The organism is Micromonospora sp. HNM0581, from assembly GCF_012726175.1.
In the GTDB taxonomy this organism is placed as follows: Bacteria; Actinomycetota; Actinomycetes; order Mycobacteriales; family Micromonosporaceae; genus Micromonospora.
The window spans coordinates 30,089-56,218 of record NZ_JAASAD010000012.1 but is presented as its reverse complement, the minus strand read 5'-3'; the positions used below and the strand labels follow the sequence as shown (position 1 = coordinate 56,218).

At 69.6% G+C, this 26,130-nt stretch carries 26 protein-coding genes and 1 riboswitch; of the genes, 9 read left to right on the top strand and 17 right to left on the bottom strand.

What is annotated here, in order from left to right:
* Positions 1-106: 106 nt before the first annotated feature.
* Positions 107-1,453 carry a YibE/F family protein gene (locus HCA58_RS15805; protein WP_169598600.1) on the top strand — a complete coding sequence of 449 codons (1,347 nt, stop codon included), beginning with the start codon at positions 107-109 and terminating at the stop codon, positions 1,451-1,453.
* A 166-nt stretch (positions 1,454-1,619) separates the two neighbouring features.
* Positions 1,620-1,751: riboswitch (cyclic di-AMP (ydaO/yuaA leader) on the top strand.
* Positions 1,752-1,754: 3 nt separating this feature from the next.
* The gene (locus HCA58_RS15800; protein WP_169598599.1) at positions 1,755-2,771 is read left to right on the top strand and encodes a hypothetical protein; all 1,017 of its coding nucleotides are present in this window, start codon (positions 1,755-1,757) and stop codon (positions 2,769-2,771) included.
* A gap of 102 nt (positions 2,772-2,873) precedes the next feature.
* Here HCA58_RS15800 and HCA58_RS15795 read toward each other — a convergent pair whose 3' ends face one another.
* Positions 2,874-3,572 (bottom strand): carbonic anhydrase, encoded by a 699-nt coding sequence (locus HCA58_RS15795; protein ID WP_169598598.1) that lies wholly within the window; start codon positions 3,570-3,572, stop codon positions 2,874-2,876.
* Positions 3,573-3,774: 202 nt separating this feature from the next.
* Here HCA58_RS15795 and HCA58_RS15790 point away from each other — a divergent pair, with 202 nt between their 5' ends.
* The 4 genes from HCA58_RS15790 (at position 3,775) to HCA58_RS15775 (ending at position 6,977) form a co-directional block, all read left to right on the top strand.
* Positions 3,775-4,110, top strand: a complete 336-nt coding sequence (locus HCA58_RS15790; protein WP_169598597.1) for a helix-turn-helix domain-containing protein — start codon at positions 3,775-3,777, stop codon at positions 4,108-4,110.
* A gap of 97 nt (positions 4,111-4,207) precedes the next feature.
* Positions 4,208-4,627 (top strand): hypothetical protein, encoded by a 420-nt coding sequence (locus HCA58_RS15785; RefSeq protein ID WP_169598596.1) that lies wholly within the window; start codon positions 4,208-4,210, stop codon positions 4,625-4,627.
* Positions 4,628-4,853: 226 nt separating this feature from the next.
* Positions 4,854-5,642 (top strand): hypothetical protein, encoded by a 789-nt coding sequence (locus HCA58_RS15780; protein ID WP_205808761.1) that lies wholly within the window; start codon positions 4,854-4,856, stop codon positions 5,640-5,642.
* 114 nt (positions 5,643-5,756) lie between these two features.
* Positions 5,757-6,977 carry an AI-2E family transporter gene (locus HCA58_RS15775; protein WP_169598594.1) on the top strand — a complete coding sequence of 407 codons (1,221 nt, stop codon included), beginning with the start codon at positions 5,757-5,759 and terminating at the stop codon, positions 6,975-6,977.
* Between the two features lie 138 nt (positions 6,978-7,115).
* Here HCA58_RS15775 and HCA58_RS15770 read toward each other — a convergent pair whose 3' ends face one another.
* Complete coding sequence (locus tag HCA58_RS15770) at positions 7,116-7,784, bottom strand: alpha/beta fold hydrolase (protein WP_169598593.1); 669 nt, start codon at positions 7,782-7,784, stop codon at positions 7,116-7,118.
* 184 nt (positions 7,785-7,968) lie between these two features.
* Between HCA58_RS15770 and HCA58_RS23585 the strand changes: the two genes are divergently transcribed.
* Positions 7,969-8,148, top strand: coding sequence for a hypothetical protein (locus tag HCA58_RS23585; RefSeq protein ID WP_169598592.1), 180 nt, complete (start codon positions 7,969-7,971; stop codon positions 8,146-8,148).
* Positions 8,149-8,164: 16 nt separating this feature from the next.
* Here HCA58_RS23585 and HCA58_RS15760 read toward each other — a convergent pair whose 3' ends face one another.
* The 8 genes from HCA58_RS15760 to HCA58_RS15725 form a co-directional block, all read right to left on the bottom strand.
* Positions 8,165-10,540 (bottom strand): glycoside hydrolase family 65 protein, encoded by a 2,376-nt coding sequence (locus tag HCA58_RS15760; RefSeq protein ID WP_169598591.1) that lies wholly within the window; start codon positions 10,538-10,540, stop codon positions 8,165-8,167.
* Entirely contained in the window at positions 10,537-11,289 is a 753-nt protein-coding gene (locus HCA58_RS15755; protein WP_169598590.1) for a beta-phosphoglucomutase family hydrolase, read from the bottom strand. The genes HCA58_RS15760 and HCA58_RS15755 overlap by 4 nt, the downstream gene beginning before the upstream one ends.
* A 112-nt stretch (positions 11,290-11,401) precedes the next feature.
* A complete protein-coding gene (locus HCA58_RS15750; protein ID WP_169598589.1) occupies positions 11,402-11,986 on the bottom strand; it encodes a hypothetical protein in 585 nt (194 codons plus the stop codon).
* Positions 11,987-12,347: 361 nt separating this feature from the next.
* Positions 12,348-12,812, bottom strand: a complete 465-nt coding sequence (locus HCA58_RS15745) for a DUF4442 domain-containing protein (RefSeq protein ID WP_169598588.1) — start codon at positions 12,810-12,812, stop codon at positions 12,348-12,350.
* Between the two features lie 71 nt (positions 12,813-12,883).
* A complete protein-coding gene (locus HCA58_RS15740) occupies positions 12,884-14,185 on the bottom strand; it encodes an ABC transporter ATP-binding protein (RefSeq protein WP_169598587.1) in 1,302 nt (433 codons plus the stop codon).
* A gap of 127 nt (positions 14,186-14,312) precedes the next feature.
* Entirely contained in the window at positions 14,313-16,274 is a 1,962-nt protein-coding gene (locus HCA58_RS15735; protein WP_169598666.1) for a DUF5941 domain-containing protein, read from the bottom strand.
* Between the two features lie 65 nt (positions 16,275-16,339).
* Entirely contained in the window at positions 16,340-17,086 is a 747-nt protein-coding gene (locus tag HCA58_RS15730) for an ABC transporter ATP-binding protein (protein WP_169598586.1), read from the bottom strand.
* Positions 17,086-17,913, bottom strand: coding sequence for an ABC transporter permease (locus HCA58_RS15725; RefSeq protein ID WP_169598585.1), 828 nt, complete (start codon positions 17,911-17,913; stop codon positions 17,086-17,088). Before HCA58_RS15725 ends, HCA58_RS15730 begins: the two co-directional genes overlap by 1 nt.
* A gap of 379 nt (positions 17,914-18,292) precedes the next feature.
* On the opposite strand from HCA58_RS15725, the gene HCA58_RS15720 reads away from it, so the two are divergent.
* Positions 18,293-18,496 (top strand): PspC domain-containing protein, encoded by a 204-nt coding sequence (locus tag HCA58_RS15720; protein WP_169598584.1) that lies wholly within the window; start codon positions 18,293-18,295, stop codon positions 18,494-18,496.
* Positions 18,497-18,547: 51 nt separating this feature from the next.
* On the opposite strand, the gene HCA58_RS15715 is transcribed toward HCA58_RS15720, so the two are convergent.
* The 7 genes from HCA58_RS15715 to pdxH all read right to left on the bottom strand — a co-directional run bounded on the left by HCA58_RS15715 (position 18,548) and on the right by pdxH (position 24,603).
* Positions 18,548-19,297, bottom strand: a complete 750-nt coding sequence (locus HCA58_RS15715; protein WP_169598583.1) for a DUF4230 domain-containing protein — start codon at positions 19,295-19,297, stop codon at positions 18,548-18,550.
* Between the two features lie 98 nt (positions 19,298-19,395).
* Positions 19,396-20,556, bottom strand: a complete 1,161-nt coding sequence (locus HCA58_RS15710) for an acyl-CoA dehydrogenase family protein (protein WP_169598582.1) — start codon at positions 20,554-20,556, stop codon at positions 19,396-19,398.
* Positions 20,553-20,858, bottom strand: a complete 306-nt coding sequence (locus tag HCA58_RS15705; RefSeq protein ID WP_169598581.1) for a type II toxin-antitoxin system VapB family antitoxin — start codon at positions 20,856-20,858, stop codon at positions 20,553-20,555. Before HCA58_RS15705 ends, HCA58_RS15710 begins: the two co-directional genes overlap by 4 nt.
* A 168-nt stretch (positions 20,859-21,026) precedes the next feature.
* Entirely contained in the window at positions 21,027-21,629 is a 603-nt protein-coding gene (locus HCA58_RS15700; RefSeq protein WP_169598580.1) for a nitroreductase family protein, read from the bottom strand.
* A 42-nt stretch (positions 21,630-21,671) separates the two neighbouring features.
* A complete protein-coding gene (locus HCA58_RS15695; RefSeq protein ID WP_169598579.1) occupies positions 21,672-22,601 on the bottom strand; it encodes an aldose 1-epimerase family protein in 930 nt (309 codons plus the stop codon).
* An 11-nt stretch (positions 22,602-22,612) separates the two neighbouring features.
* On the bottom strand, positions 22,613-23,953 hold the full coding sequence (locus HCA58_RS15690) for an MFS transporter (protein WP_169598578.1): 1,341 nt from the start codon (positions 23,951-23,953) through the stop codon (positions 22,613-22,615).
* Positions 23,950-24,603: a pyridoxamine 5'-phosphate oxidase gene (gene pdxH, locus HCA58_RS15685; RefSeq protein WP_240956287.1), complete on the bottom strand. Its 654-nt coding sequence runs from the start codon at positions 24,601-24,603 to the stop codon at positions 23,950-23,952. Before pdxH ends, HCA58_RS15690 begins: the two co-directional genes overlap by 4 nt.
* A gap of 254 nt (positions 24,604-24,857) precedes the next feature.
* Between pdxH and HCA58_RS15680 the strand changes: the two genes are divergently transcribed.
* Positions 24,858-25,964, top strand: a complete 1,107-nt coding sequence (locus tag HCA58_RS15680) for a citrate synthase 2 (protein ID WP_169598577.1) — start codon at positions 24,858-24,860, stop codon at positions 25,962-25,964.
* Positions 25,965-26,130 lie beyond the last annotated feature (166 nt).

Sequence of the window (26,130 nt, the reverse complement as noted above, 5' to 3'; positions counted from 1 at the left end):
CCATCGCCGGGCCGTTCAGGCCGCCCCTCGCCATGGTCGCCGGGCGGCACTGAACCGTCTCGCCCATCGACACGTACTCAGCCTCGGAATCGTTGGGAGACACTGAATGGGCGCCGACCACACCCGTTCCGCTCCGCCCACCCCACCCGGGGTGCGGCGGATACTCGTCGTGACGGTGGCCCCCCTCTTCCTGATCACCCTGATCGCCGCCATCGTGCTCTGGCCCCGGGACGCCCCCAGGCCCGAGACCGTCGACGACGCCCCCCGTTACCACGGCACGGTCACCCGGGTGGTCAGCGAACCCTGCCCGCCCAATCCGGCCGTTCCCGAGGGCACCCCGACGACCGCCGACGGCCCGTGCGGAACGGTCACCGTCCGGGTGCAGACCGGACCGATGGCCGGGCAGGAGGTACAGACGCCGATCCCCAGCGGGCCCGGCGCCCCGCGCATCGACGTCGACGACGACATCATCCTGGTGCCGTTGATCGACCCGGAGGACCCGTCGGTCAGCACCTACAACATCGCCGAGCACCAGCGCGGCTGGCCGCTGGTGTGGCTGGCGGTGCTCTTCGCCGCCGCCATCGTCGCCTTCGGGCGACTTCGGGGCCTGGCCGCCCTGGGCGGCCTGGCCGCCAGCTTCGCCATCCTGCTGACCTTCGTACTCCCCGGCATCAGCGCCGGTCGACCACCACTCGCGGTGGCCATCGTCGGCGCCTCGTTGATCATGTTCGTGGTGCTGTACCTGACCCACGGCATCTCCGCCCAGACCTCGGTCGCGGTCCTCGGCACGCTCGCCAGTCTGGTACTCACCGGACTGCTCGGGCTGGTCGCGGCGGAGGCCACCCAGCTCACCGGATTCGGCAGCGAGGACGCCACCACACTGTCCCTGTTCCGCGCCGACGTCGACCTACACGGCCTGCTGCTCGCCGGCATCATCATCGGCTCGCTCGGCGTACTCGACGACGTGACGGTCACCCAGGCCGCGGCGGTCACCGAACTGCGCCACGCCAACCCGCACAGCTCCCGTCTGGAGCTCTACCGCTCGGCCACCCGGGTCGGGCGGGCACACATCGCCTCGGTGGTCAACACCATCGTGCTGGCGTACGCCGGCGCCTCGCTGCCGCTACTGCTCCTACTGACCGCCGACTCCCGAGCGTTGGGCCAGATCGTGACGAGCGAGTTCCTCACCACGGAGATCGTCCGCAGCGTGGTGGCCACCCTCGGGCTGATCGCCGCGGTACCCCTCACCACCGCGCTCGCCGTGGTGGTGGTCACGGCCGGACGGGACAACGCCGGCACCCGCACCGGTCAGCCCACCCCCGTGGTCCCCCGGCCGACGACGGAGCGGGCCGAGGCTCTCCACGCCCTCAGTACCCCACCCACCCGAAGCACATCCCCCGCCACCTCCTCGGGGTGGCCCGACCCGGACAGGAGTACGGACACCACATGGTGACACTCCTCAACGTGACCGCCCCTGCCGATGCGGATCTAAACCGTGTCGCTAGTCACTCAGAGCGATTACGAAATGACGCATCTCGACGGGTTCGGGGCGTAGAAGCCCAGATGGACTGTCGGGTAACCTCACTGCCGGTTACCGCCGAAGGCGCGCAGCGGCGCCTGCGGTGCCACCGCCCAATCGCCGTCAGGCGAACCGGGGACCCAGGTACGTGGGGTGAATCCGCGCAAGCGGTAGGGGCCACCTCCGTCCCGAACCCGTCAGCTAACCCGGTCGGCGGCCGATGGAAGGGAAAACAGTGACGGCACCCCTACGCCGCTGGTTGACACCCGTGGTGGCCGTGTTCGCCGCGTTCGCCGTCCTCGCCGGTCCGATACCGGCGACGGCCGCACCGAACGACCCCAAGCCGGCGGAGCACGACGACGACCCGCCGATGCTCAACGATCTGATCGAGGCGACCACCCTGGACTACTCCAAGGCCAAGGCCAATCTGGAGAAGTCCAAGAAGCGCCAGCTCCAACTGGCGGTCGAGGTCAGGGCCGCCCAGGCCGACCTGGACGCCCTCGCCCCACAGGTCACCCAGATCGCCACCCAGTCCTACCGGACGGGACGGGTCGGCGCGATCGCCATGCTGTTGCAGAGCAACGCACCGGGCTCCTTCATCGATCGGGCCTCGGCACTCGACGAGCTGAACCTCGTCAACGACAAGAAGCTCGGTGAGGCCAACGCGGTCAAGCTCCGCGCCGAGCAGGCCAAGCTCGCGCTCGACGCCGAGGTGCGCGAGCAGAAGAAGCTGACCAACGACATGGCGCGCAAGAAGAGCGAGGCTGAGAAGTCCCTCCAGCTGGTTGGCGGTGTCGGGCTGACCGGCGGGCTGGTGGACGCCACCTCGCCGGTGGCCCGGATCGCGCCGAACCGCTCCTCGGACGGTGGCTGGAAGCCCGAGTCGTGCAACCAGGACGACCCCACCACTTCGGGCTGCATCACGCCACGGACGCTGCACATGTACAAGGAGGTCAAGCGGGCCGGATTCGACCGGTTCGTGGGCTGCTTCCGGCCAGGTGACAAGTTCGAGCACCCCAAGGGCCGGGCCTGTGACTGGTCGTTGCAGAACAGCGGCTTCAGCCCGTGGCACAACAACGACACCCGGATCTACGGCAACAACCTGGCGGCTTTCCTGGTCCGCAACGCCGACCGCCTGGGCATCTACTACGTCATCTGGAACCGGCAGATCTGGTTCGCGGCGACGGAACGTTGGAGTTCCTACAGCGGCCCGTCCAACCACACGGACCACGTTCACGTGTCCCTGCTCTGATCACGCCGGCACGACGCATCGAGGGCCGTTCCGCAGGGTTTGCGGGACGGCCCTCGTACTCGGCGGGTCTCGGACGGACGGCTTCGCCGTCGCCGCGCGCGGTCAGCGCAGGTTCGCCGCCTCGACGGCAAGTTCGACGGGTTCCGCAGCTACCGCGCGCACCTCCCCGGCGGCCAGGCGGTACGACATGCCGACCACGGCACACCGCCCGGCACCCACCTCGGCGGCGAGCGTGCCGGACGAGGTCAACATCGTCTCGACCGTCCGGGCGATGTGGATGTCCACGATTTCGTCCAGCTCGTGCACACCGGCGTCCTGCGCCCGGCGCAGGCTCGGCACCACGGCGTCGACCACCGCGCCCAGGTGACCCGGCGGTCGGGTCGAGGTGGCCACCGCGTCACGGGCCGCCTGGACGGCACCACACGAGTCGTGCCCGAGCACCACCACCAGCGGCGTACGCAGCACCGCGACCGCGTACTCGACGCTGCCGAGCACCTCCGGGCCGACGGTGTGCCCGGCGGTGCGGACCACGAAGAGGTCACCGAGACCGCGATCAAAGATGATCTCGGCGGCGAGCCGGGAGTCGGAGCAGCCGACGATCACCGCGAAGGGGTGCTGTTCGGCCGCGACGGCGGCTCGACGGTCGGCGTCCTGATGGGGATGCCGCAGTGTGTCGGCGACGAATCGACGATTGCCGGCGAGCAGCTCGGCGAGAGCCCGCTGCGGTGCACCGGGACGATCCGCATCGATGCGCTCGCGTTCCGACTGATTGGGGGAGCCCAGCGATCCGGGTCGACTCATCCGGCTGCACCTCGTCTCTGGGAGGAATGCCTGGTCATCCCGGCCGGCGCTGGTCACGGGCTGACACCACGGTCACACGCCCCGCAACACACGTCAAGCTATACGTGATATCTATTTCATGCATCCAGCGGGCATCTGGATGGCGCCCAGGTCGCGCGCCCGGCGATGTGCGACCCGGGACTCTCGAACGGCAGGTCATACGATGGCGGGCATGGCGAGCACCGAGGAGCAGGGAAGTACCCGTAACTGGACGTTCCTTACGAATCATGCACACGTCCTGCTCGCCATAGCCCGCAACCCCACCGCTCGGTTGCGGGATGTCGCGACCGAGGTCGGCGTCACCGAGCGAGCCGCCCAGGCGATCGTCGCCGACCTTGAGGCCGGCGGCTACCTGCACCGGACCCGGGTGGGTCGGCGCAACGAGTACACCCTCAACCCGGCCGGACGGTTCCGTCACCCGGCGGAAGCCGACCATCAGGTCGGCGACCTGCTGGCCCTGTTCACCAGGAAGCGGGTGGACGGCACGGCAGACCACTGAATCGGATGTCGTACCGATCCGACGACGTGGCACGCTTCACCCGGCCCGAGCAGATCGCGGCGCTGCGAACCGCTCGGCGGCAGGATAGGTTGGTCGCGTGCCGTCTCCAGCGTCCGTCCGTCCAATGTGGTCGGCGACGCTGTGTGCGCTGCGTGAGTTGACCCGCTTGGCACTGGCCTCACTGATGTTCGCCGTCGCCTTCGGCGGAGCCGCTGCCGCCGAAACGCCGGTGTGGTTCGCCGCCGATGCACCGTCGACCGCAGCGAACCCGATCGGCCCACCGGGGGTCGCCCCGGTCACCATCAGCCCGCCGGGGGCCGCCTCGGTCACCCGGCAACCCGCGGCCGAGTCCGTCCGGGCCGGCGACACCGGCCAGGTTTCACCGGAGCGGACCGGCACCGCGGCGGTCCGCCCCGAACAGGCTGGCATCGCACCGGCCGGGCCTCAGGTCGACAGCCTCGTCGCCCCCGCCGTCCGTGAGGGCGAACAAACCCGGCGCGGCCCGCCCACCATCTGAACAGACGCCACCCCGCAGGGCGATCGAGCCAGGTGCCAGCCGCCGGCCGACGATTCGACGGCAGTTCACTGGCCGCTGCCTACGGCGCTACGGCAGGTGATCCTGAACCCCGGCAGCCCCGCTCCGACCGACAGGTCAGGGCACGAACCGCGTCGCCGCCACCCGGCACCCCGTCACCTGCGCCCCACCACAGTCGACGACTCACCCCGACCGCGAGGTGTTGATGATGCGCACCGCACTGTCCTCCGTCCTGCTCGACGCGCCCCGCGCCGCCGCCATCTGGTTCGGCCTGATCGGTGTGGTGAGCCTCGCCGTCACAGGCCTGCTGCTGCGACCGCGACTTTTCCGCTTAGAGGTCGGCACCCGGATCCGCGAGGCCGCGCTACCGAGCCCGCCAGACCTCCGCGAGCAACGACGTGACCAGGAGCGCTGGGCCGAAGAGGTCATGATCGCCGCCAACCGGGCCGACACCACGGCCCGGCACCGACGCGACGAGTGGCTCGTCGCGCAGGACGAGGCCGAGCAGGCGTGGCGGGCCTACGAGGCGGCGGAAGCCAACGTGCACCGCCTGTCCGGTGCCGCCGGCATGCCGTTGCCGCAGACCGCTCGAACTCCGGCCGAGTACGCGGACCGTGAGCGTTGGCTGCACCGGGCCGCCCTGGACGCGTACTGGCGACGGGAGCTGTCAGTGGAGCAGCTGAGCGATGTTTTCGCACACCGTGGCTGGGACCCTCGCCGCCACCCGGTCGAACAGGAGTTGATGCTCCGCAGAGCGGTACGCGACCACCTCCGGAACCGGCAACGGGCCGCCCGGGAACGGGAGAAGGCCGCCTGGCGGGCCGCGGAGCTCGCCGCTGCCTCAGCCCGCAGCCTGCATGAGGAAGCCGTCGCCGCGTTGCTGCCTGCGGTCGAGGAGCCCAACTCCCTCCTGCCCATGCCCGAGCCGGACGCCGGCGAGCAGACCCGGGAGATCCCGGCCATCGCCGTCGGCCCGACACCGGTCATCGCTCACTGAACTCGCCGACACAGGCGAACGCCCTCCGGCCCGTTCTCCGGCAACTAGCGTGGAACCGGTGTCGGAGGGACACCCACCGGGTACCGACCTCGCCGGACATCGAGGAGGGCCGACGTGGTCGAAGAGGACAGCGGGCATCCGCCCGACAAGCCGGTGGACCGCAACGCGGGGCCCCGCCAGACCTGGGCAGCCCTGCCCTGGCTGATCCGCTCCGCGGTGGTGTGGAGCGCCTGTCTGGTGGTGATCGCCACCGGGCTCTACCTGCTGGCACGGATCACGCTACTTGTCACTCCACTGGCCATCGCAGTGGCCGCGACCCTCTTCCTCACAGCGCTGCTCGATCCGGTGCAGCTGGCGTTGCGCCGACTGCGGCTACCCGCCTCACTTGCCGCCCTGCTCAGTGTTCTGCTTCTGCTCGGCGTCCTGGGCGGCGTCGGCGCACTCGTGTGGAGCCTGACCGCCGACCAGTTCAGCGAGTTGGGTGAGGAACTGCGTCAGGGTCTGGAGCGCACCCGCGATTTCGTCACCGCGACCTTGCCGGTCACCGACCAGCAGCTCGACGGGTTGCTCGCCCAGTCGCGTAGGGCGATCAGCCAGCAGGAAGTGGATCCGGTAGCCAGCGCCCGCACCGTGGCTGAGGTTGTCGGCTCCGCCCTGCTCGCGCTGGTGCTGTTGTTCTTCCTGCTCAAGGACGGCCGATCGATGTGGCACTGGATGCTGCGAAGGGCTGCCGGGCGCAACCGGGGCATCGCCGCCGAGGCCGGTCGGGTCGGCTGGCACACCCTCGGCTCGTACAGTCGCGGCACCATGTTGATCGCCGCGATCGACGCCATCGGCATCGGCTTGGCGCTGGTACTGCTCGGGGTGCCACTGGCACTACCGCTGGCGATGATCACTTTTATCGGTGGGTTCGTGCCGATCGTCGGTGCCACCGTGGCCGGGGCGGTCGCCGTGCTGGTGGCACTGGCCGCCAATGGTCCCACCACCGCCCTGCTCACTCTGGCCGCCGTGATCGCCGTTCAGCAGATCGAGGGGAACCTGCTGGAGCCGTTGGTGATGAAGCGTCAGGTACGACTGCACCCGGTGGTGATCCTGGTCGCGGTCACCGCCGGCACCCTCATCGCCGGCATCGCGGGTGCCTTCGTCGCGGTCCCGATCACCGCAGTCGCCTGGCGGGTCGTCGACACAGTGCAGCGTCAACGGCAGGCCGACGCTGCGGGCGCCGGGCCGAGGGCTGCTTCGAAAGCCGGTCCGGCATCCGGTTCTCCGCCGTCGGACTCGCCATCGTCGAAGTCACCGCCCGACCCGTCAACCCCGCCCGCGTCACCCTCCTGATCACCCTCGCCCCAGATCCGCCGCCACCCAGATCCGCCGGGTCTCAGGTTGCGGCAAGTCGGGCTACCAAGCCAGCGGGAAGGCCCGACATGCCGCAAGTCACCGCCGTACGCCTGGCGGGCGCGGGTGGCGGGTGTGCTAGACGGAGGCGGGATGGCGGTGCAGGTGGTCGTGGAACCAGCCGGCCGCAGCCTCGGCGACCTGGTCCAGGGTGCCCGGCTCCTCGAAGAGATGTGTGGCACCGGGAATCACCCGCAGTTCGGCCCGGGAGGTCAGTTGACTGAGCGCCTGCTCGTTGAGGGTGATCACCTGCTCGTCGAGTCCGCCGACGAGCAGCAGCGTGGCGGCGCGCACCTGGTCCAGGACGGGGCCAGCCAGATCGGGCCGACCACCCCGGGACACCACCGCACGTACCAGGGCCGGCCGTCGCGCAGTGGCCACCAGCGCGGCGGCTGCCCCCGTGCTCGCGCCGAACAGACCCACCGGGCCCGCCCCGAAGGGCCGTTCGGTGGCCAGCCAATCCAGCACCCCGGCGAGACGGTCGGCGAGTAGCCCGATGTCGAAGCGCAGTTCGGCAGTTGCCACGTCCACCTCGTCCTCGGCCGGGGTGAGCAGATCCACCAGTACGGTGCCGAGCCGACCACCGTTGAGGTGGCGCGCCACCGACACGTTGCGCGGGCTGTGCCGTGAACTGCCACTGCCATGCGCGAAAAGCACCACCCCGACCGGCTCCGCCGGTATGGACAGGTCGGCGGGGAGCAGCACCTCCCCTGCCGGGATCGTCACCGCTTCACCACGCACGTCCATTTCGCCTCCAGTGGCCGACTCACCCGCCTGGCACCCGCGGACCACTCTGGTTACCCGGTGCGGTCGACGACACTCCCTCCAGTCGCAGGCCGTCAGTGTTTGCGCCGCTGGATGCCGGGTAGCCGACGGGCGACCGCAGACGGACCGGCGTCACCGGCGCCGCCGACAGATCGCGAGGACCGTCATGGCGCATCATCAGCGTGAGCAAGTACAGCCCGTAACCGAACGTGAACGACGAGACAAGGACGACAGGCGTGGCCGAGACTGGGCGGACGAGGCTGCCCGGGCTCGTGCGGCCGACGACCCCCGAGCGAGGACGCCCCACGACACCGCCGGCCGCCCTTCCCAGGGCGAGCCGATCTGACGGCGACGCAGGCGGCTCAGGCCGGGTTGTCCGGCAGCCGGAGCAGGGGTGCACGACCGGGCGCCTGCTCCGGTTCCGGCAGGTCCGCAGGTGGCGGTGGATTCGGTACGGTGACCGGCTCGGCGCAGGTGACGCGCACCGGTTCGCCGTGGTGTGTCAACTCGATGACCGAGTCCGGGGCCGCATGGTGCAGGGCGTACGTCGTGTCGTGGGTGCGCACCTCGACCCGCAACCGCACACCGCACCACTGGAGCGCGAACGACAGGGTGTTGAGCCGGCTCGACAGACACGGTGCGAACGACAGCGTTCCGTCGTGGTCCCGTAGGCCACCGAAACCGGCGACCAGCGCGATCCAGGCACCTGCGAGCGAGGCCATGTGCACCCCGTCGCGGGTGTTCTCGTTGAGGTCGTGCAGGTCCATCAACGCGGCCTCACGCAGGTAGCTGTGCGCCAGATCGGAGTAGCCGACCTCGGCTGCCAGCACCGACTGTGTGCAGGCCGACAGTGACGAGTCGCGGACCGTACGGCGTTCACAGTAGAGGAAGTTGCGCAGTTTCTCCTCGGCGGTGAAGGCGTCGCCGCGCCAGTGCATCGCCAACACCAGGTCAGCCTGCTTGATCACCTGCTTGCGGTAGAGATCGAAGTACGGATAGTGCAGCAGTAGCGGGTACTTGTCCGGTGGGGTCTGATCGAAGTCCCACTCCTGCAACCGGGTGAAGCCCTCCACCTGCTGGTGTACGTCGAGTTCCTCGTCGTACGGGATGTGCATGGCGGCGGCAGCGTCCCGCCACGCGGCGGCCTCCTCGTCGGTGACCCGCAGGTGGAACGCCTCGTCCCGGTACCGCATCGCCGCCTCGGCCGCGGTCCGCAGATTCCGCTGTGCCATCAGGTTCGTGTAGATGTTGTCGTTCTTGACGGCGGTGTACTCGTCGGGGCCGGTGACCCCGTCGACGTGGAAGTTGCCGCTGCGGTCGTGGTGCCCGAGCGAGCGCCACAGCCGCGCGGTCTCCACCAGCAGTTCCAGCCCGATCTCCCGCTCCAGCTGCCGGTCGCCGGTGACAAGTACGTAGCGACGCAGCGCGTCGGCGATGCCGGCGGCGATGTGGAATGCGGCGGTGCCGGCCGGCCAGTAGCCGGACGACTCCGGCCCCTCGATGGTGCGCCACGGGAAGGCGGCACCGGCCAGGTTGAGTGTGCGTGCCCGCTCCCGGGCCTGCTCCAGGGTGGAGAAGCGCCAGTACAGGGCATCCTTCACAGCGGCCGGGTGGGTGTAGGTCAGCACCGGCAAGACGAACATTTCGGTGTCCCAGAAGGCGTGCCCGTCGTAACCGGGGCCGGTGAGTCCTTTGGCCGAGATGGGCCGACGTTCCGCCCGCGCACCCGCCTGGAGCACGTGGAACAGGCCGAACCTGACCGCCTGTTGCACCTCCGGGTCGCCGTCCACCACGACATCGGCGGCGTCCCAGAACTCGTCGAGGTACTCCCGCTGCTCGCGGACCAGCCCGTCCCAGCTGTCCAGCTTCGCGGCGGCCAGCGCGGCACCGACCTGGTCGCGCAGGGCCGGCAGCGAGCGCCGGCTGGACCAGCCGTACGTGAGGTACTTGACCACCTGGAGCTTCTGCCCCGGCTCCAGTACGCACGCCACCGTGGTACGCACCCAGTCCTCGTACCCCTCGGAGCGGACGCTGGTCCGGGCCGGCGAGTCGACCTGGTGATCCATGGCGGCGGCGACCCGCAGCCCGGAGACCTTCGTCTGGTGGATCAGCAGCCCACCGGCCGGGGTGGTCAGCTCCTCTTCCGCCTGTAGCGGAGATTCCAGCACGGCGGCGACGCGGGGGTCCCGGCTCTGTGGCGGCAACGTCTCGTTGGCCACCAGCTCCGACTGGACGATCAACCGCAGCGGTTCACCGTCGGCGACTTCCACCTCGTAGCGGATCGCGGCCACCGCGCGCTGCCGGAAGGAGACCAGCCGGGTGGTGTTGACCCTCACCTCACGGCCGGCGGGAGAACGCCAGTGCAGCGAGCGGTGCAGCGTGCCGGCGCGCATGTCGAGGATCCGCTCGTGGGCGAGTAGCTCGCCGTAGCGCACGTCGAGCGGCTCGTCGTCCACCATGAGTCGGATCAACTTGCCGTTCGTGACGTTGACGATCGTCTGTCCGGATTCGGGGAAGCCGAATCCGGCCTCGGCGTACGGGAGGGGCCGCAGCTCGTAGAACGAGTTGAGGTAGGTGCCGGGTAGCCCGTGTGGCTCGCCCTCGTCAAGGTTGCCACGCAGGCCGACGTGCCCGTTGGACAGCGCGAACACCGATTCCGACTGGGCCAGCACGTCCATGTCGAGTCGGGTTTCCCGGACGTGCCACGGCTCGACCGGGTACGCCCGTTCCCTGATCATTCGGGCCGTCCGTGGTCGAGCAGGTCGGCGAGGTCGTCGACCACGACGTCGGCGCCGTGTGCCCGTAGTTCGTCGGCCTGACCGGCCCGATCCACACCGATGACGTAGCCGAAGCCGCCGGCCCGGCCGGCTTCCACTCCGGCCAACGCGTCCTCGATCACGGCCGCCTGCTCCGGTACCACGTCGAGTAGTTCGGCACCGGCGAGGAAGGTGTCCGGGTGTGGCTTGCCGCGCAGTCCCTCGGCTCGGGCGGTGAGCCCGTCGACCCGAGCTTCGAGCAACGCTTCCAGGCCGGCGGCGGCGACCACCTCGCGGCCGTTGGCGCTGGCCGTGACGACCGCCCGGCGCAGCCCGGCTCCGGCCACCGCCTTCAGGTACGCCACCGACCCGGGATAGACGTCCACCCCGACGGTGCGGATCCGCTCCAGGACCATGGCGTTCTTCTGGTTGCCGAGGCCGTGCACGGTCTGCGCCCCGGGCGGGTCCTGCGGTGACCCCTCGGGCAGCGTGATGCCCCGCGAGGCGAGGAAGGTCCGTACGCCGTCTAGGCGGGGGCGACCGTCGACGTAGCGGTGGTAGTCCGGCCCCGGGTCGAACGGCCGGTACGGTTCGCCGGTGGTGGCAGACCGGCGACGCAGATAGTCGTCGAACGTCTCGGCCCAGGCGGTGTTGTGCACCCGAGCGGTCTGGGTGAGCACACCGTCGAGGTCGAACAGCACAGCGGTCACATGGTCAGGCAAGCCGAGCATCGGATCAATCTATCCGCCGATCCGTACCGGCAAACGTACTTGCTGGATACCGGCGCGGCGGGCAACGCGCCCGGGAGTTCGCCGCTTCGCCGTGGCCGCCGGCTCAGCGGGTTCAGAGTCCGGCAGCGGAGTCGTACCTTCGACGCAGATCGGCCATCTCGGACGGTTCGAGCGCCTCCCGCTCCGCCAGCTGCGCGTACTTGGCCGGGAACATCTGCCGCAGCCGGTCGATGAACCTGATGTCCTCGGTTGCCTCGACCACCTGGATGCCGGCCGGTTCGGTGGACATGTCGATGATGACCGGTCCGGCCAGCTTGACCGCCCAGTCCCAGGGGCGGCCCTGTTCGGCGATTCCGCAGAGGTGGAAGCCGTAGACCGTCTGCACGTCGGCGAGCGCGGTGGCCTCGGCCGGCTCGAAACCGTAGACGTGTACCCCGCAGATCACCGCAGGCGGGGTCTCCTCACCGTTGACCACCTGCTGGATGTCGTGTCCGGCGTGGTTGTGCTGCTCCGGGTCAGTCTCCTCCAGCGTGGTACGCATCCAGTTCACGAGTTGCCCGTGCAGATTCGGCGGCTGCGTGCTGAACCTGGCCGAGTTGACCAGTGCGACGGCCCCGACCGACACCACCAGCAGGATCGCTGCCGCCCACACGTAGCGGTGCCGGAGCCGTCCTGCGAGACTCTCCCGGGAATTCATGATCACTTTTCACCTCGTCGCCGGTTCTGTTCGTTGCGGGACGCTGGGACGCCTCCGGCGTGTCGACGGCCGACCACCACGATCGACGCGAGGACGCGTGCCGGCGAAAATGAGCGGCCAGACACCGTGCCCGGCAGGTGTGACCGGTCAAGTGGCCGAGGTGAGCGGCACGCAGGCATCCGCCCGAGCTGTGCGCAACCGGCACTGTGCGCTCCCGTGCTGGCCGTACTCAGCGCGTTTGCCCCCGCGCTGCGGCGATGTCAGCCATTCCAGCATGCTCGGGCCCACCGGGGCAACATCGACGGTCCTCTACGGTCCGCCGGCGCGCCGCATGGTCCCGACTCCGAGGGCCCGGCGAGGGTCAGTTCGGGCGCAGGGTCCAGACGACGGTCATTTCCGCCGTCGGCTTGCCTTCCTCGGTGGTGATCTCCACGCGTACCGGGAACTCGGGTCGCTCACCGGCCTCCAGTTCCGCAGCCACCGCGGCCGGCGGGCGGCCGAGATGAGCCGTCGCCCGTACCGACCCGAGAGCCAGCTTGCGGTACGCGATCTCCGCCCGCACCGCCAACGGCGTGGCCCGGTCGAGCAGGTGACCGAACGCGGCGAGCACCACCGCACCGGAGGCCGTCTCCCCGAGGGTGAACATGGCTCCGGCATGTGGGCCACCGACGTGGTTGTGGTTGGCCGGCGAGTCGGGCAGCCGTACCACCGCCCGCACCGCACCCTCCGCTTCCGGGGCCACCTCGACGAATTCGAAGCCGAGCGTACGGGCGAAGGGCACCGCCGCCAGCATGCCGGCCGCCACCTGCCGCGAGTCGATGGTCATACCCACAAGCTACCCGTCGGTAACTTGTCCGGCAAGGTGACACACCACGCCCGGCCCACCGACGAGGCACCTCAGCGCCAGCCGACGTCGATGCGATCGCCGCGCTCGTCGAAGAAGTGCAGAGCGTCCATACGCACCTGAACGGCGAGCGGGTGGCCGGCACTGACGGCGGGGTACGGGGCGAGCCGGACCGCGAGTTCCGCGGGACGGCGATGGTGGCGGCCCGGGTCGTGCAGCACGCTGGTCCGGGTTCCGTTCGCCGGTGCGGTCACCGGCTCACCACCCCGACCGGTGATCCGCTGCATCACCTGGCCGAAACGGCGCAGACCGCGCTCACCCAGCGGCGTCTCCGCGTCCGCCGGTGCGCCGATGTCGTCGACCATGATGGCGGTCGCACCGATGTCGAGGAAGGCGAGCGACTCGTGGCCGTGGTGCTCCAGGTAGCGGATCCGACCCTGCAGCACGTCCCCCGGGGTGTCGGGGGCGACCGGAGTGAGGGCCTCGGCCCGCATGCCGACGACGATGCGCTCCCCGTGGTAGTGCGCCACGGCCCGGCTGCGGATGTCGTCCCAGGGCAGGTAGAGCGCCTGCTCCCCGAGGGTTAGCGTGATGTAGCGGTCCAGGTGGACGTAGACCGAGGCCTCCAGCAGGTTCATCCGGGGGCTGCCCAGGAACGCGGCCACGTAGAGGGTCGCCGGACGGCCGTACACCTGGGTCGGGGTGCCCACGTCCTGGAGGACGCCCTTGCGCATGATGGCGACCCGGTCGGCCATGGTCAACGCCTCGGCCTGGTCATGCGTAACATAGATGGTGGTGACTCCCAGTTCGCGGGTCAGACCGGAGATCTCCGCCCGCAACTCGGCCCGCAGACCACTGTCCAAGTTGGACAACGGCTCGTCCATCAGGAACAGTCCCGGCCGGCGTACGATCGCCCGACCCATCGCGACCCGCTGCCGCTGCCCACCGGAAAGCTGGCCGGGACGCCGGGCCAGCACGTCACTGATGCCGAGCGCGCTAGCCACGTCGGTGACCCGTTCCCCGCGTGGCACCGGCTCGATACCGGCCAGTTTGAGCGGGAAGGCGATGTTGTCACTGACGCTCATGTGCGGGTAGAGCGCGAAGTCCTGGAAGACCATCGCGATCTTCCGCTCCCGGGGCGGCAGTTCGTTAGCCACCTCGCCGTTGAGCATCACGGCACCGGAGGTCGGATCCTCCAGACCCGCCACCATCCGCAACACCGTCGACTTGCCGCAGCCGGACGGTCCGAGCAGCACCATGAACTCACCGTCGTTGGCATCGAGGTTGATGCTGTCGACCGCGACAGTGCCATCCCGGAATACTTTCGTGACATCCTTGAGCGCGACGGTGGTCACCGTCTCCTCCCCACATGGTCGACGTAACCCCGAATGACTGTGGCGAGGATCATGCGAATGGCATATCGGGTAAACGTGCCATGTTCCAGTCGTGACAGGCCTATTACGGTCCATCGAGTAGCAGCGATCAGCCGCAGCTCTCGCGTCGCCCAGGCGGCACGTCCCGAAACACCCAGGCCAGCACAACGCTCGCCACGAACAGCACCAACACGTAAATGCCCAGTACAACCAGACCGACGCTCACCATTCCGGCGATGGTCGCCGCCGCCAGCACCGCCGAACGGCCCTCCCAGCCGAGCGTGGCTGCGTGCAGCGGCGGTGCGGGCTGACGCTTCTCCAGCCGGGCCACCAGATCGTAGTGGTGCAGAGTGAGCACGAAGAGGTACCCGAAGATCAGCCAGAGAGGTGCACCGCCGATCAGCCCGACCGCGATGGCGAACAGGAACTCAGCCGCTCGCAACGCGGCCGGCACCAGCCAGTCCAGCGGACCGTTGTGCGCCGCCCGTGCCCCGGCCGCACCGAGCAGCAGCACCACCAGCGCCACCGGTACCGCGACCGACAGCACCGCCGGCAGAGCCGTCCACCGCCACCACTCCACCGAATCGATTCCACCGGTCGAGTCGGCGGCACCGAGCAGCTCCACCGTCGGTGCCGGTAGCCGGAACACCAACCCGGCCACCAAAAGAACCGCCGCACCGAATGCGGCGACGACCGCGAACACCAACGGCCCTGGACGACGCAGCACCGGCAGCCGGGCGGCCACCGGACCGTCGTCGCGGTGCAGTGTCGCGTCCAGCGTGTCCAGCACCGGCACCCACATCCAGCGGGCCCGCAGCGTACGGAGCGCACCGGTGTACACGAACGCCAACACACCCCAGGTGAGTACCGCCAACAGCGCGATCCGCTGGTCGAACAGCGCCACGGCCAGCGAGATCAACGCCCACCGCTCCCCGATCGGAAAGACGACGGTGCGCTTAAGCCAGTACGACACCGAACCGGTGTCTGCCTGCACCCGGGTAGACGCCGCGTTCAGCCGGTCACCGATGCCACCCCCGGCAGCACCGACGCTTCTCGGTCGGCGGGCCGCCTCGTCGTGCAGCACGCCGTACCACGCGTCGGTCATGTGTCGCACCGTCTGCAACGTCATCGCGGCGATGGCCAACGCCCAGCCGTACCGGACCCCGGCCTCGGTCGCGCCGAAGCCGAGACCGGCGTAGACGAGGTACTCCTTGGCCCGGTCGGCCATGGTGTCCAGCCAACCACCCCAGGCGCTGAAGTTGCGGGTGTAGCGGGCCAACTGGCCGTCCACACAGTCCAGCACGAACCCGAGGTAGAGCAGCACCGCCCCGACGACGAGCAACGGCCGGCCACCGGCGGCGAACATCGCCGCCGCAGCCGCCGCGAGAACCACCGACGCCATGGTCACGGAGGTCGGACTCAGCCCCAGGCGAGCACAGAACTTTGTGACGTACCCGGACCACGTACTGACAAAATAGGTAGTGAAGAAGTCGTCTTTCTCCTTGACCGACAGCCGAAGCTCGGCCCGGTCCTCGTCCACCGAGGCCACCGCCGCATCCGCCCGGGCCAGCTCCGACGTCTCGCCGACCCGGTGCGCGACAAGTAGGCGTACCCGGTGCGCAAAGACCAGCGCTCCCTGCCCGGTGAGGGCGGCGAAGAGCTGGTCCACGACGGCTCCGGCCGGCAGTCGACCAGCAGCGACCGCTCGGGCAGCGGCCACCAGCGCCGGCACGTCCTCCCGGCCCACCCGGACCGCACCGCCGAAGACGCCGGTGGCCGCGCCTCCCGCCAACTGTTCCGGGTGGCCCGCCTCGACCACCTGGCCGCGTTCCTCGCGTAGCACCGTCTGTCCGTCGATGGGCGCATCGGTGAGCACAAGCGCCACTGTCGGCCCTACCGGGCTGGTCAGCAGGTGCCGCAGTACGGCCGTGTGCGCGACCAGGTCGGCCCCGCTGACCACCACCGGGCCGTCGCTCGACTCCGCCAGGTCTGCCAGCTCGACGAGATCAGCAGCCACCCGTACCTCGGTTGCGCCGGCCCGGCGCCACTGGGTGGCCAGCCGTTCGCCCATCGTCTCACCGGTGCCCGTCGGCAGATTCGCGGCCGGCGCGCCGGCGGCGAGCACGATCGCGAGGGTCACCGGGAAGCCGCCTCCTGGTACGCGGCCAACGCCTCGGCGATGGTGCCGTCGACGCTCAACCGACCGCCGTCGAGGAACAGCCCCCGACGACAGAACCGGGTCAGATCCTTTTCGTTGTGTGAGACCAGCACCAGAGTGCGCCCCTCCCCGAGCAGACGGTCGATGGTCGTGTAGCACTTCTCGCGAAACTCGGCGTCTCCGACCGCCGTCACCTCGTCCATGAGCAGAATCGGGTGCGGCAGGTGTGAGATGATCGCGAACCCGAGCCGCACCTTCATCCCCGACGAGTAGTGCCGCACCGCGGCGTCGATGGCCCGTTCCACCTGCTCGCCCGCGAACGAGACGATCTCGTCGAAGTGCCGCTTCAGATATTTCGACGACAGCCCGTGCAGCCCGCCGACGAGGTACAGGTTCTCCCGCCCGGTAAGGTCGTTGGAGAAACCGGCGGAGAGTTCCAGCAGCGGAGCGACGTCGGCGCGGACCCGGATACGTCCCTCGTCGGGGATCAGCACACCGGCGATCAGTCGCAGCAGCGTACTCTTGCCGGTGCCGTTACGGCCGACGACTCCGACGGTCTCACCCGCGGCGATCGAGAAGGAGACGTCGCGCAGTGGCCAGAATCGGCCGTCGGAGGTGCCCCGCGTACTGCGGTGGATGAACAGCTCCCGCAGCCGCAACTGCCGGCGGCGGTTACGGACGAAACGGATACCGAGCCCGTCCGCTTCGATTATCGCCTCAGCCATCACAGTTCCTTGAGCACTGCTGGTTCGAGCCTGTGGAACGCCCACCAGCCGGCCGCGAGCACCAGCAGGCTGGAGCCGACGGTGGTGGTGAGCATTCGGACGCCCGGGAACTCGTCCGGGTACCACGCCGCGTGGTGTAGCTGGAAGATGCCGACCAGCGGGTTGAGTTCGTAGCCGATCCTGAGCCAGCCCGGCAGTCCGGTGTCGCGTACCAGTTCCAGCGGATAGATGATCGGCGTGGCGTAGAAGAGCACTCGGATGATCAGGTGCATGAACCGCTCCACGTCCCGCATCAGCACGTTGAACGCTGACAGCAGCAACGCCAGCCCGACCAGCAGGACGGATTGCACAAGTACCGCGAGTGGTAGGGCGAGCAGCGACCAGCCCGGATCGATGCTGCCCTGTGCCGCGTACCAGATCGCGATCGCGGCGAGGATCGGCAGGCCGGCGACGTACTCGGCGAAACGGCCGGCGACCCGGCCGATCGGAAAGACCTGTCGGGGTACGTTCATCGTGGTGATCAGCCGGGCCTGGCCGGTGAGCGCGTGGGTGGCACCGTTGAGCGCCGAACTGGTCCACATCCAGGCGAAGATCCCGGTGATCAGGAACAGCGGGTACGACCCGGCTGCCTCACCGAGATACCGGTTGGTGTCGCGGGAGTAAAGCACACCGAAGATGAACCAGTAGATCGCGCCCATACCCAGCGGCTCGATCAACGACCAGAGATATCCGAGCGCCGACTGCTGGTACTTGACTGCGAGATCGCGTCTGACCAGGATGCGCAGCGAATGCCGGTGCGACCACAATGCCCCGACGCCAGAGGTCACCGCCGTCTCCCGCCTGGTAAGACCCTCGACAGGGCCCGCCGCACCTCAGCCGTCCTACCGCCGGTCGCTGTAAACGGACGACAGGTTAGCAGTCGGTGAACACCGCACCGCGCTGGCGGGCCGAACTGGTCGGATGTGAAGGCCAGAGCCGGAGCCGGGCACCGACGGGCGCCAGGCCGGAATCGGGGCCGAGGCGCTTCGCCCACCCCTCGGTCGGCGGCGGCACAGTCACCCCTGAATGCGTCGTCCGGCGTCCGCGCGGGTATGCACCTACGGGTCAGCGTGATGGCCTTCCTCCTCGCGGACGAGGGCAGGGTGGCCATCGATTCCTACCGTTGATTCCAGCAGCGGCAGAGCGCCGCAGAGGGGAAGTACGACGATGAGTCGCAAACTGGTCCGCCCCCGTGAGGGGCGAATGCTCGCCGGGGTCTGCGTCGGCCTGGCGCGGCGGTTCGGGCGGTCGGCCGGGTTGATCCGGCTGCTGTTCCTGCTGTCGCTGCTCCTGCCGGGCACGCAGGTGATCGTCTACCTGGCGCTCTGGATCATCATGCCCAACGAGGACCGCCACCTCGTCGGACGCTGAGCCACCCGCCACCGACCGGGCCTGCCGCTTCGGTGGCGGGTGACCGGTCGGTCAGGGGGCGACGTAGGTGATGGTGACCTGTTCGAATCCGAGCGAGCGGAGCAGCCCCTCCAGCATCTTGCGGGTGTTCTCCTCGGCCCGGGCACTCAGGCCGCTGTCCCGGGCCGCCGCGGTGATCCGATCCTCGGCCAGCCGGTAGACCTCCTGCTGCCGGTTGGGGTCGCCGCCGATCAGATCACCCACGCGATTGAGTAGGCCGCGTTCCTCCGCGAAGACGTAACTCTTCTCCAGGTCGAGGTTGGTTTCGGCAAGTTGCGGCGCGGGCAGCTTGATCTCGACGGACCTGCCGTCGGCCGACTGCACGAGCGCACCCTCGGTCAGGGTGGCAAAGTCGACGTACGCCTCGACGCTGCCCGACCCGACGAACAGGGTCCGGTCGTTGAGCAGCCAGTCCGGTACGTTTCGTCGATCGTTCTGCAGGTCGACCACGACCTGGAAGTTGCCCTCGGCGGCCACGTAACGACTGAGGTCCTGCATCGACTCAAGCAGTGCGGGCTGCGTACGGTCGGTCTGTTCCTTGGTGAACGGGTTACGGAACTCGGGCAGGATCCCGGTCGTCTGCACACCGAGCAGCACCACCACCGCCAGCGCCGCCGCACCGAGCACCCAGAGCAGGGCGCGGACCGCGCCGCCGCCGGACCGCGCCTGCGGTGGTGTCTCCGGGGCGTCGGTGAGCACCTCGCCCGACCGCTCGTCGGCAAAAGTGCTGGTGGGCTCGTTGATGTCGCCGTCGCGTGCCATCGCCCTCACCGTCCTCGTCAGACGCCGTCTCTGTGTTGACCGTAAGCCCAACGTACGACAGCCGCTCGCCGAGCCCCGTCAGACGAGGCAGGCCCAGTTCAGGTGAACGCCGAAACGCCGGTGAGCCGCTGCCCGACGACCAGCTGGTGGATCTCCGAGGTGCCCTCGTAGGTCAGCACGCTCTCCAGGTTGTTGGCGTGCCGCATCACCGGATAATCCCCGGAAACCCCGTTGGCGCCGAGAATCGTCCGACACTGCCGGGCGATGGCCAGCGCCTCCCGCACATTGTTCAGCTTGCCGACGCTCACCTGTTCGGGGCGCAGTTTCCCGCCGTCGGCCAGCCGGCCGAGCTGGAGCGCCAGCAGACAGCCCTTGTTCCACTCGACCGCCATGTCGGCGAGCTTGGCCTGGGTGAGCTGAAAGCCGGCCAGCGGCCGACCGAACTGGGTGCGGGTCGTCGCGTACGCCAACGCGGTTTCCAGACAGTCGCGGGCCGCTCCGAGCGCGCCCCAGACGATGCCGTACCGGGCCTCCGTCAGGCAGCTCAGCGGTGCCTTCAACCCGGTCGCGTCGGGTAGCTGCGCATCCGCCGGCAGCCGGACCTCATCGAGGGAGATCTCGCCGGTCAGCGAGGCACGCAGCGACATCTTCCGGGTGATCTCCCGCGCCGTCACCCCCGGCGTGTCCATCGGTACGACGAATCCCCGCACGCCCGAGTCGGTACGTGCCCATACCACCGCTACCTGGGCGATCGGCGCGTTGGTGATCCACATTTTGCTGCCGTCGAGCACCCAGTCGTCGCCGTCGCGACGTGCCCGGGTGACCATCGACGCCGGGTCGGAGCCGTGATCCGGCTCGGTCAGCCCGAACGCGCCGATCGCCTCGCCGGCAGCCATTGCCGGCAGCCACAGCTGCTTCTGTTCCTCGCTGCCGTAACGCCAGATCGCGTACATGGCCAGCGAGCCCTGCACGGAGACAAGTGACCGTACACCGGAGTCACCGGCCTCCAGCTCCAGGCAGGCCAGGCCGTACGCGACCGCCGTCGAGCCGGCACACCCGTAACCGGTCAGATGCATGCCGAGCAGGCCGAGCTTGCCGAACTCCCGGGCCAGTTCGCGGGCCGGTACCTGACCGGCCTCGTACCAGCCGGCGACATGCGGACGGACCAGATCGTCGACCAGCTGACGCACGACGGTGCGGATCGCCCGCTCCTCCTCGGTGAGCGACGCGTCCAGGTCGAGTAGGTCAGCCGGACTCACTCGATAGCCTCGGCGAGCAGGAACACCCGGGCGTGGATCTGGTTTCGCTGTTGCAGCGCGGCCCGCAGTGCCCGGTGCAGGCCGTCCTCCAGGTAGAGGCCACCGTTCCACTGCACCACGTGCGGGAACAGGTCACCGTAGAAAGTGGAGTCCTCGGCGAGGAGCTTGTCGAGTGCCAACTCGCGCTTGGTGGTGATGAGCTGATCCAGGCGCAGCGGGCGGGGCGGGATCTCTGCCCACTGCTTCAGGGTCAGGTTGTGTTCCGGATAGGGACGACCGTCCCGGACCGCTCTGAAGATCAAGACGGCACGCTCCCCTCCCCTGCCGACCGGTTCGCGGCACAACGCCGCGACCTGCGGCGCCGATGACCGTGCCAGCGTAGCCGGACCCAGCACCCCACGTTCTGATCCCTGCTGCCAGTTTCGCCACCGCTCGTCCGGTTCCCAACCGGACGAAGCCGACGGTTCGGGTCAGCTCCAGCGTCCCCGCCGGACGACCTCGTCCACGGGACGACGTCCGCGGCGCAGCGACGGTGACCGGTGGTCAGCAGCTCGATAACCGACAGTGAGCGCACCGATCGGGTGGTACGCCTCCGGCACACCGAACGCCTCCCGGTAGGACTCCAGCCGCTGCGGCGGGATGCCGAAGAAGCAGGAGCCGAGCCCTTCGTCCACGGCGGTGAGCATCATCAGCAGCGCTGCGAAGCCGGTGTCCACGAACCAGTAGGGCACCGGCCAGCGGTCCGTCGACCGGTCCGCCCAGCCCTTGTCCGGCTCCGCGTACCGTTCCAGGTAGACCGAGCGGTTGGCGTGCGGCACCACGATCAGTGGGGCACGGCGCATCCCGGTGAGCCACCGCTGCATCCCACCGCCCTGCGGGGTGCTGGCCGTCCAGAAAAGTTCCCGGTCCTCCGGCGACTCCAGCACCAGGAACCCCCAACCCTGCGAGAACCCGGCCGAGGGTGCCCGCACCGCGTGCTCGAGCAACCGTTCCAGCACCTCCGGCGGGACCGGCCGGTCCGGGTCGTAGTTGCGCACCATCCGGCGTCGCCGGACCACCTCCGCGAACTCCACGCCACACTCCCTCAGCTTGCCTGCCCGTTGGTGACCGGACGCTCAGACACCGGGCCGGATGCCCCAGTTCCCACGCCAGGTGTCTCCCGGCGCCAGGATGATGAGATCCCGGCCCGACCGGAAGGCGTCCGGCGGACAGGTCATCGGCTCCACCGCCACCGACCGGCGACACCGCTCGCCGGTGAGGGTGTCCCCGGTGAAGACCTGCCACCAGCCGAACTGCCCGTCGGCCCAGATCCGCAGCCCGGTCCCGGGATCCGGCCCGGTCAGGGTCACCGAAGAGCCACCGTCGGAGTCCCGGTCCACCTGCCCGAAAGCGGTGTCCAGCACCGTGTCGCCGATCCGCCGCGACTCGGTGTAGTCGTACTCGGTGCCAGCCACCACGGCCGCACCGACCGGCAGTGACCGACCGTCAACCATCAGCCGGGTTCGCCCGGGTACGCGCAACGCGACGTCCTCCACCGCCACGCCCGGCAGCCGAAGGTAGGGATGCACGGAGAAACCGAAGGGCACCACCTCGGTGCCGACGTTCGTGACCTCGTGCTCAGCCCGAAGCCCGTCGGATCCCACGCTCCACCTGGTCCGCAGCCGCAGCGGCCACGGGTACCCGGGCTGTGGCAGCAGGTCGTGGCCGACCGTGACCTCGTCCGGTCGCTGCTCGACGAGGTGCCACGACGCCCAGTTCACCAGGCCGTGGATGGCGTTGTGCCGCTCCGGCTCGGTCAGATTCAGCTGCCTCGACTGCCCGCCGAAGGTGTAGACACCGTCGCGGATCCGATTCGGCCAGGGTGCCAGCACCTGGCCCGCCGAGCCCGGGCACACCTCGTCGGTGGCGTACCCGTCGAGATGGTCGACCCCGTCCTGACGGTAGGCGCGGAGCCCACCACCCACCTCGACTATGACCGCCTCGTGGCCTGCGGCTGAAATGCTCCACTGCGTTCCCGACAGGGGGAGCGGATCGCGGCTGTCCATGTCGCCAGACCCTAACTGCCGACGCCGTTGTCCGCTCGTTGCGGTCGACGGCCCTCGTCATGCTCGTGTCCACTCGCTGCGCTCGGTGGCCGGTAGCGGGTCAACGCCGGAAAGGCCACGACGAGCAGCACCGCGAGTACCGCCGCCGCGACACCGCCACCGATCCAGGCGACGCCGCTGCCGAACCCGGCCGCCATCGCGCCTGCCCGCAGGTCACCCAGGCGAGGCCCGCCGGCCACCACGACGGTGTTGACGCCCTGGAGCCGGCCGCGCATCCGGTCCGGCGCGTAGATCAACAACATGGACTGGCGTACCACGGCGCTCACCAGGTCCGCCGCACCGGCGACCGCGAGCAACAGAACCATCAACCACAGTTGTCGGGCCAGCCCCGCCGCCGCGATGGCCGCCCCCCAGCCCACGACGGCCAGCACCAGCACCAGGCCCTGTCGGCGAAGCCGGCCGATCCATCCGGAGGTCAGCCCACCCAACATCGCGCCGATCGCGATGGCACTGAACAGCCAGCCCACCGCCGCGTCGCCGCCGAAGCGCTCCTGCGCCACCTCGGGAAAGAGCGCCCGGGGCATCGCCAGGATCATCGCGATCAGGTCGATGGCGAACGACAACAGCAGCACCGGTGTGGTGGCCAGGTAACGGAAGCCGTCCACCACACCGCGTAGCCCACCCCGGTTCGCTTCGCCGTCGACACTCTGCTCGGGCGGCATCGCGGGGAGCCGGACGGTGGCCACCAGCAGCGCGGTGAACAGCACCGCATCCACCGCGTAGGCGATCGGCAGTCCCCGGTCCGTACCGAAGGCCGCGAAGATCAACCCGGCGGCCATGGGCCCGACCACCGACGCGCCGGTGAAGGTCGTGTAGTTGAGGGTGGCACCGGCCGGTACCAGCTCCAGTGGTAGCAGCCGGGGCAGGATCGCGCTGCGCGCCGGTGCGCTGATCGCGAACGCGGTCGAGTGGAGGGTCACCAGCGCCAGCAGCAGCACCGGGCTACCGATGCCGAGCAACGCGTGCCCGAACAGCCCGAGCATCGACGTCCACAGCAGCGCCGAGCCACCCAGCAGCACCCGCCTCCGGTCCCGCGCGTCGGCCACCGCCCCGCCCCACAGCCCGAAGACCAACAGCGGCACGAAACCAGCGATCCCCAGCAGACCGACCCAGAGCGAGTCCCGGGTCAACGCGTACATCTCCACCGGAACGGCGACCGCGGTCAGCTGGAAGCCGAACATGGCCACGGTGTTGCCGACCCAGAGCCGCCGGTAGGCCGGCACCCGCAGCGGACGTAGGTCGATCGCCCAACGGCGCTGCTCGCGCGGCCGGTGTCTGCTGCCGACGGTCACGGTGCCAGCCGCTCCACGACCCAGCTCGCACCGGTACGCCGGAACCGCAGCCGGTCGTGCAGCCGACTGGCCCGGCCCTGCCAGAACTCCACCGTGTCGGGCCGTACCCGCAGTCCGCCCCAGTACGGCGGAGCGGGAATCGGGTCCACGTCGGCGAAGCGCTCGGCCGCGACCCGGTACGCGTCGTCGAGGGCGGCCCGGTCCGGCAACACCGACGACTGCGCACTGGCCCAGGCACCGAGTTGCGAGCCGCGCGGCCGGCTGGCGAAGTACGCCTCGGTGTCCGCCCGGTCGATCCGTTCCACCGAACCGGCGACGATCACCTGCCGCTGCATCGGGAACCAGGGGAAGAGCAGACTCGCATACGGGTTGACGGCCAGCTCGGCACCCTTTCGGGAGTCGTAGTTGGTGTACAGCACGAAGCCCTGCGGGTCGTAACCCTTCAGCAGCACCGTCCGCGCGCTCGGTCGACCGGTGGCGTCGGCGGTGCCGAACACCATGGCGTTCGGCTCGGGCAGTTCGGCGGCGACCGCGTCGGCGAACCACCTGTCGAACTGGGCGTACCAGTCGGCGGCCAGATCGCTCTCCGTCAGACCGGCCTCGGCGGCGTACTCGTGCCGCATGCCGGCCGGCACGGGTGTGTCCCCCATCACGTTCGCGCTCCTGTCCTGTCGAGCCGGTACGCGCCCGGCGACCAGCCCGGCCGGCTTAGTCTTATCGATGCCGAAGGTGGCCCGGCAAGCGGGATGTCGCGAGCAGCACATCCGCAGCGTCTCGCGCGCCCGGCCACCAGCAGGCAAGATGTCACGAACACATCCCTGAGGGTCGCCTAAGGCGCTCACCCGGCCGGGGCCGGGACACCGAGCCCGGGCGGGCGCACCGACCACACACCAGGAGTAGTGACATGGCCGACTTCAAACCCGGACTTGAGGGCGTCGTAGCCTTCGAAACCGAGATCGCCGAACCCGACCGCGAAGGCGGCGCGCTGCGCTATCGCGGGGTCGACATCGAGGACCTGATCGGCCAGGTCTCCTTCGGCAACGTCTGGGCGCTGCTCGTCGACGGCCGCTTCGGCCCCGGCCTGCCACCCGCCGAGCCCTTCCCGGTGCCGGTGCACTCCGGCGACATCCGGGTCGACGTGCAGTCCGCGGTTGCCATGCTCGCTCCGTACTGGGGTTTGCAGCAGCTGCTGGACATCTCCGACGAACAGGCCCGCGAGGACCTTGCCCGGGTGTCGGTCACCGCACTCTCCTTCGTCGCCCAGTCCGCTCGCGGCCTTGGGCTGCCGGCCGTGCCGCAGAAGGAGATAGACAAGGCAGAGACGGTCGTCGAGCGTTTCATGAAACGGTGGCGCGGGGAGCCCGACCCCCGGCACGTCAAGGCCGTCGACGCGTACTTCATCTCGGCCGCCGAGCACGGGCTCAACGCCTCCACCTTCACCGCCCGGATCGTCGCCTCCACCGGCGCGGACGCCGCCGCCTGCATCTCCTCGGGCATCGGTGCGCTCTCCGGCCCGCTGCACGGCGGCGCACCGTCCCGGGTGCTGACCATGCTGGAGTCGGTCGAGCGCAGCGGCGACGCGGAGGGCTACGTCAAGGGGGTGCTCGACCGGGGTGAGCGGCTGATGGGCTTCGGTCACCGGGTCTACCGAGCCGAGGATCCACGTGCCCGGGTGCTCCGGCGCACCGCCAAGGAACTGGGCGCCCCGCGCTTCGAGGTCGCCGAGGCCCTGGAGAAGGCGGCCCTCGCCGAGTTGCAGTCCCGCCGGCCGGACCGGGTGCTCGCCACGAACGTGGAGTTCTGGTCGGCCGTGGTGCTCGACTTCGCCGAGGTACCGGCGCACATGTTCACCTCCATGTTCACCTGCGCCCGGATGGGCGGCTGGAGCGCACACGTCCTGGAGCAGAAGAAGCTCCGGCGGCTGGTCCGTCCCTCCGCCCGCTACGTGGGCCCGGGCACCCGCAAGCCCCACGAGGTCGACGGCTGGGACGCTGTCCCGCACGACGTCTGAGCCGCACGCGGAGAAGGGCACCTTCCTGACGCCTCCGGTCGTGAAGGGGCCCCTGTCGACGTAGCGCGGAGATCCTGGCTCAGGCCTGGGTCTCCGCGCCGTGCAACGCCGACCCGTGCTCGATGGGCACGCCCGGGTACGGGCCACGTCCGTTGGACACTGGCGA

Coding starts and splice junctions, on each gene's coding strand:
- HCA58_RS15720 (WP_169598584.1), top strand. CDS start 18,293: ATGAGTCGCAAACTGGTCCGCCCCCGTGAGGGGCGAATGCTCGCCGGG.
- HCA58_RS15755 (WP_169598590.1), bottom strand. CDS start 11,289: ATGCTCGGCTTGCCTGACCATGTGACCGCTGTGCTGTTCGACCTCGAC.
- HCA58_RS15805 (WP_169598600.1), top strand. CDS start 107: ATGGGCGCCGACCACACCCGTTCCGCTCCGCCCACCCCACCCGGGGTG.
- HCA58_RS23585 (WP_169598592.1), top strand. CDS start 7,969: ATGGCGCATCATCAGCGTGAGCAAGTACAGCCCGTAACCGAACGTGAA.
- HCA58_RS15790 (WP_169598597.1), top strand. CDS start 3,775: ATGGCGGGCATGGCGAGCACCGAGGAGCAGGGAAGTACCCGTAACTGG.
- HCA58_RS15780 (WP_205808761.1), top strand. CDS start 4,854: ATGCGCACCGCACTGTCCTCCGTCCTGCTCGACGCGCCCCGCGCCGCC.
- HCA58_RS15750 (WP_169598589.1), bottom strand. CDS start 11,986: ATGAATTCCCGGGAGAGTCTCGCAGGACGGCTCCGGCACCGCTACGTG.
- pdxH (WP_240956287.1), bottom strand. CDS start 24,603: ATGGGGGACACACCCGTGCCGGCCGGCATGCGGCACGAGTACGCCGCC.
- HCA58_RS15770 (WP_169598593.1), bottom strand. CDS start 7,784: ATGGACGTGCGTGGTGAAGCGGTGACGATCCCGGCAGGGGAGGTGCTG.
- HCA58_RS15730 (WP_169598586.1), bottom strand. CDS start 17,086: ATGGCTGAGGCGATAATCGAAGCGGACGGGCTCGGTATCCGTTTCGTC.
- HCA58_RS15715 (WP_169598583.1), bottom strand. CDS start 19,297: ATGGCACGCGACGGCGACATCAACGAGCCCACCAGCACTTTTGCCGAC.
- HCA58_RS15735 (WP_169598666.1), bottom strand. CDS start 16,274: ATGGGCGAACGGCTGGCCACCCAGTGGCGCCGGGCCGGCGCAACCGAG.
- HCA58_RS15745 (WP_169598588.1), bottom strand. CDS start 12,812: ATGACCATCGACTCGCGGCAGGTGGCGGCCGGCATGCTGGCGGCGGTG.
- HCA58_RS15695 (WP_169598579.1), bottom strand. CDS start 22,601: ATGGACAGCCGCGATCCGCTCCCCCTGTCGGGAACGCAGTGGAGCATT.
- HCA58_RS15795 (WP_169598598.1), bottom strand. CDS start 3,572: ATGAGTCGACCCGGATCGCTGGGCTCCCCCAATCAGTCGGAACGCGAG.
- HCA58_RS15760 (WP_169598591.1), bottom strand. CDS start 10,540: ATGATCAGGGAACGGGCGTACCCGGTCGAGCCGTGGCACGTCCGGGAA.
- HCA58_RS15680 (WP_169598577.1), top strand. CDS start 24,858: ATGGCCGACTTCAAACCCGGACTTGAGGGCGTCGTAGCCTTCGAAACC.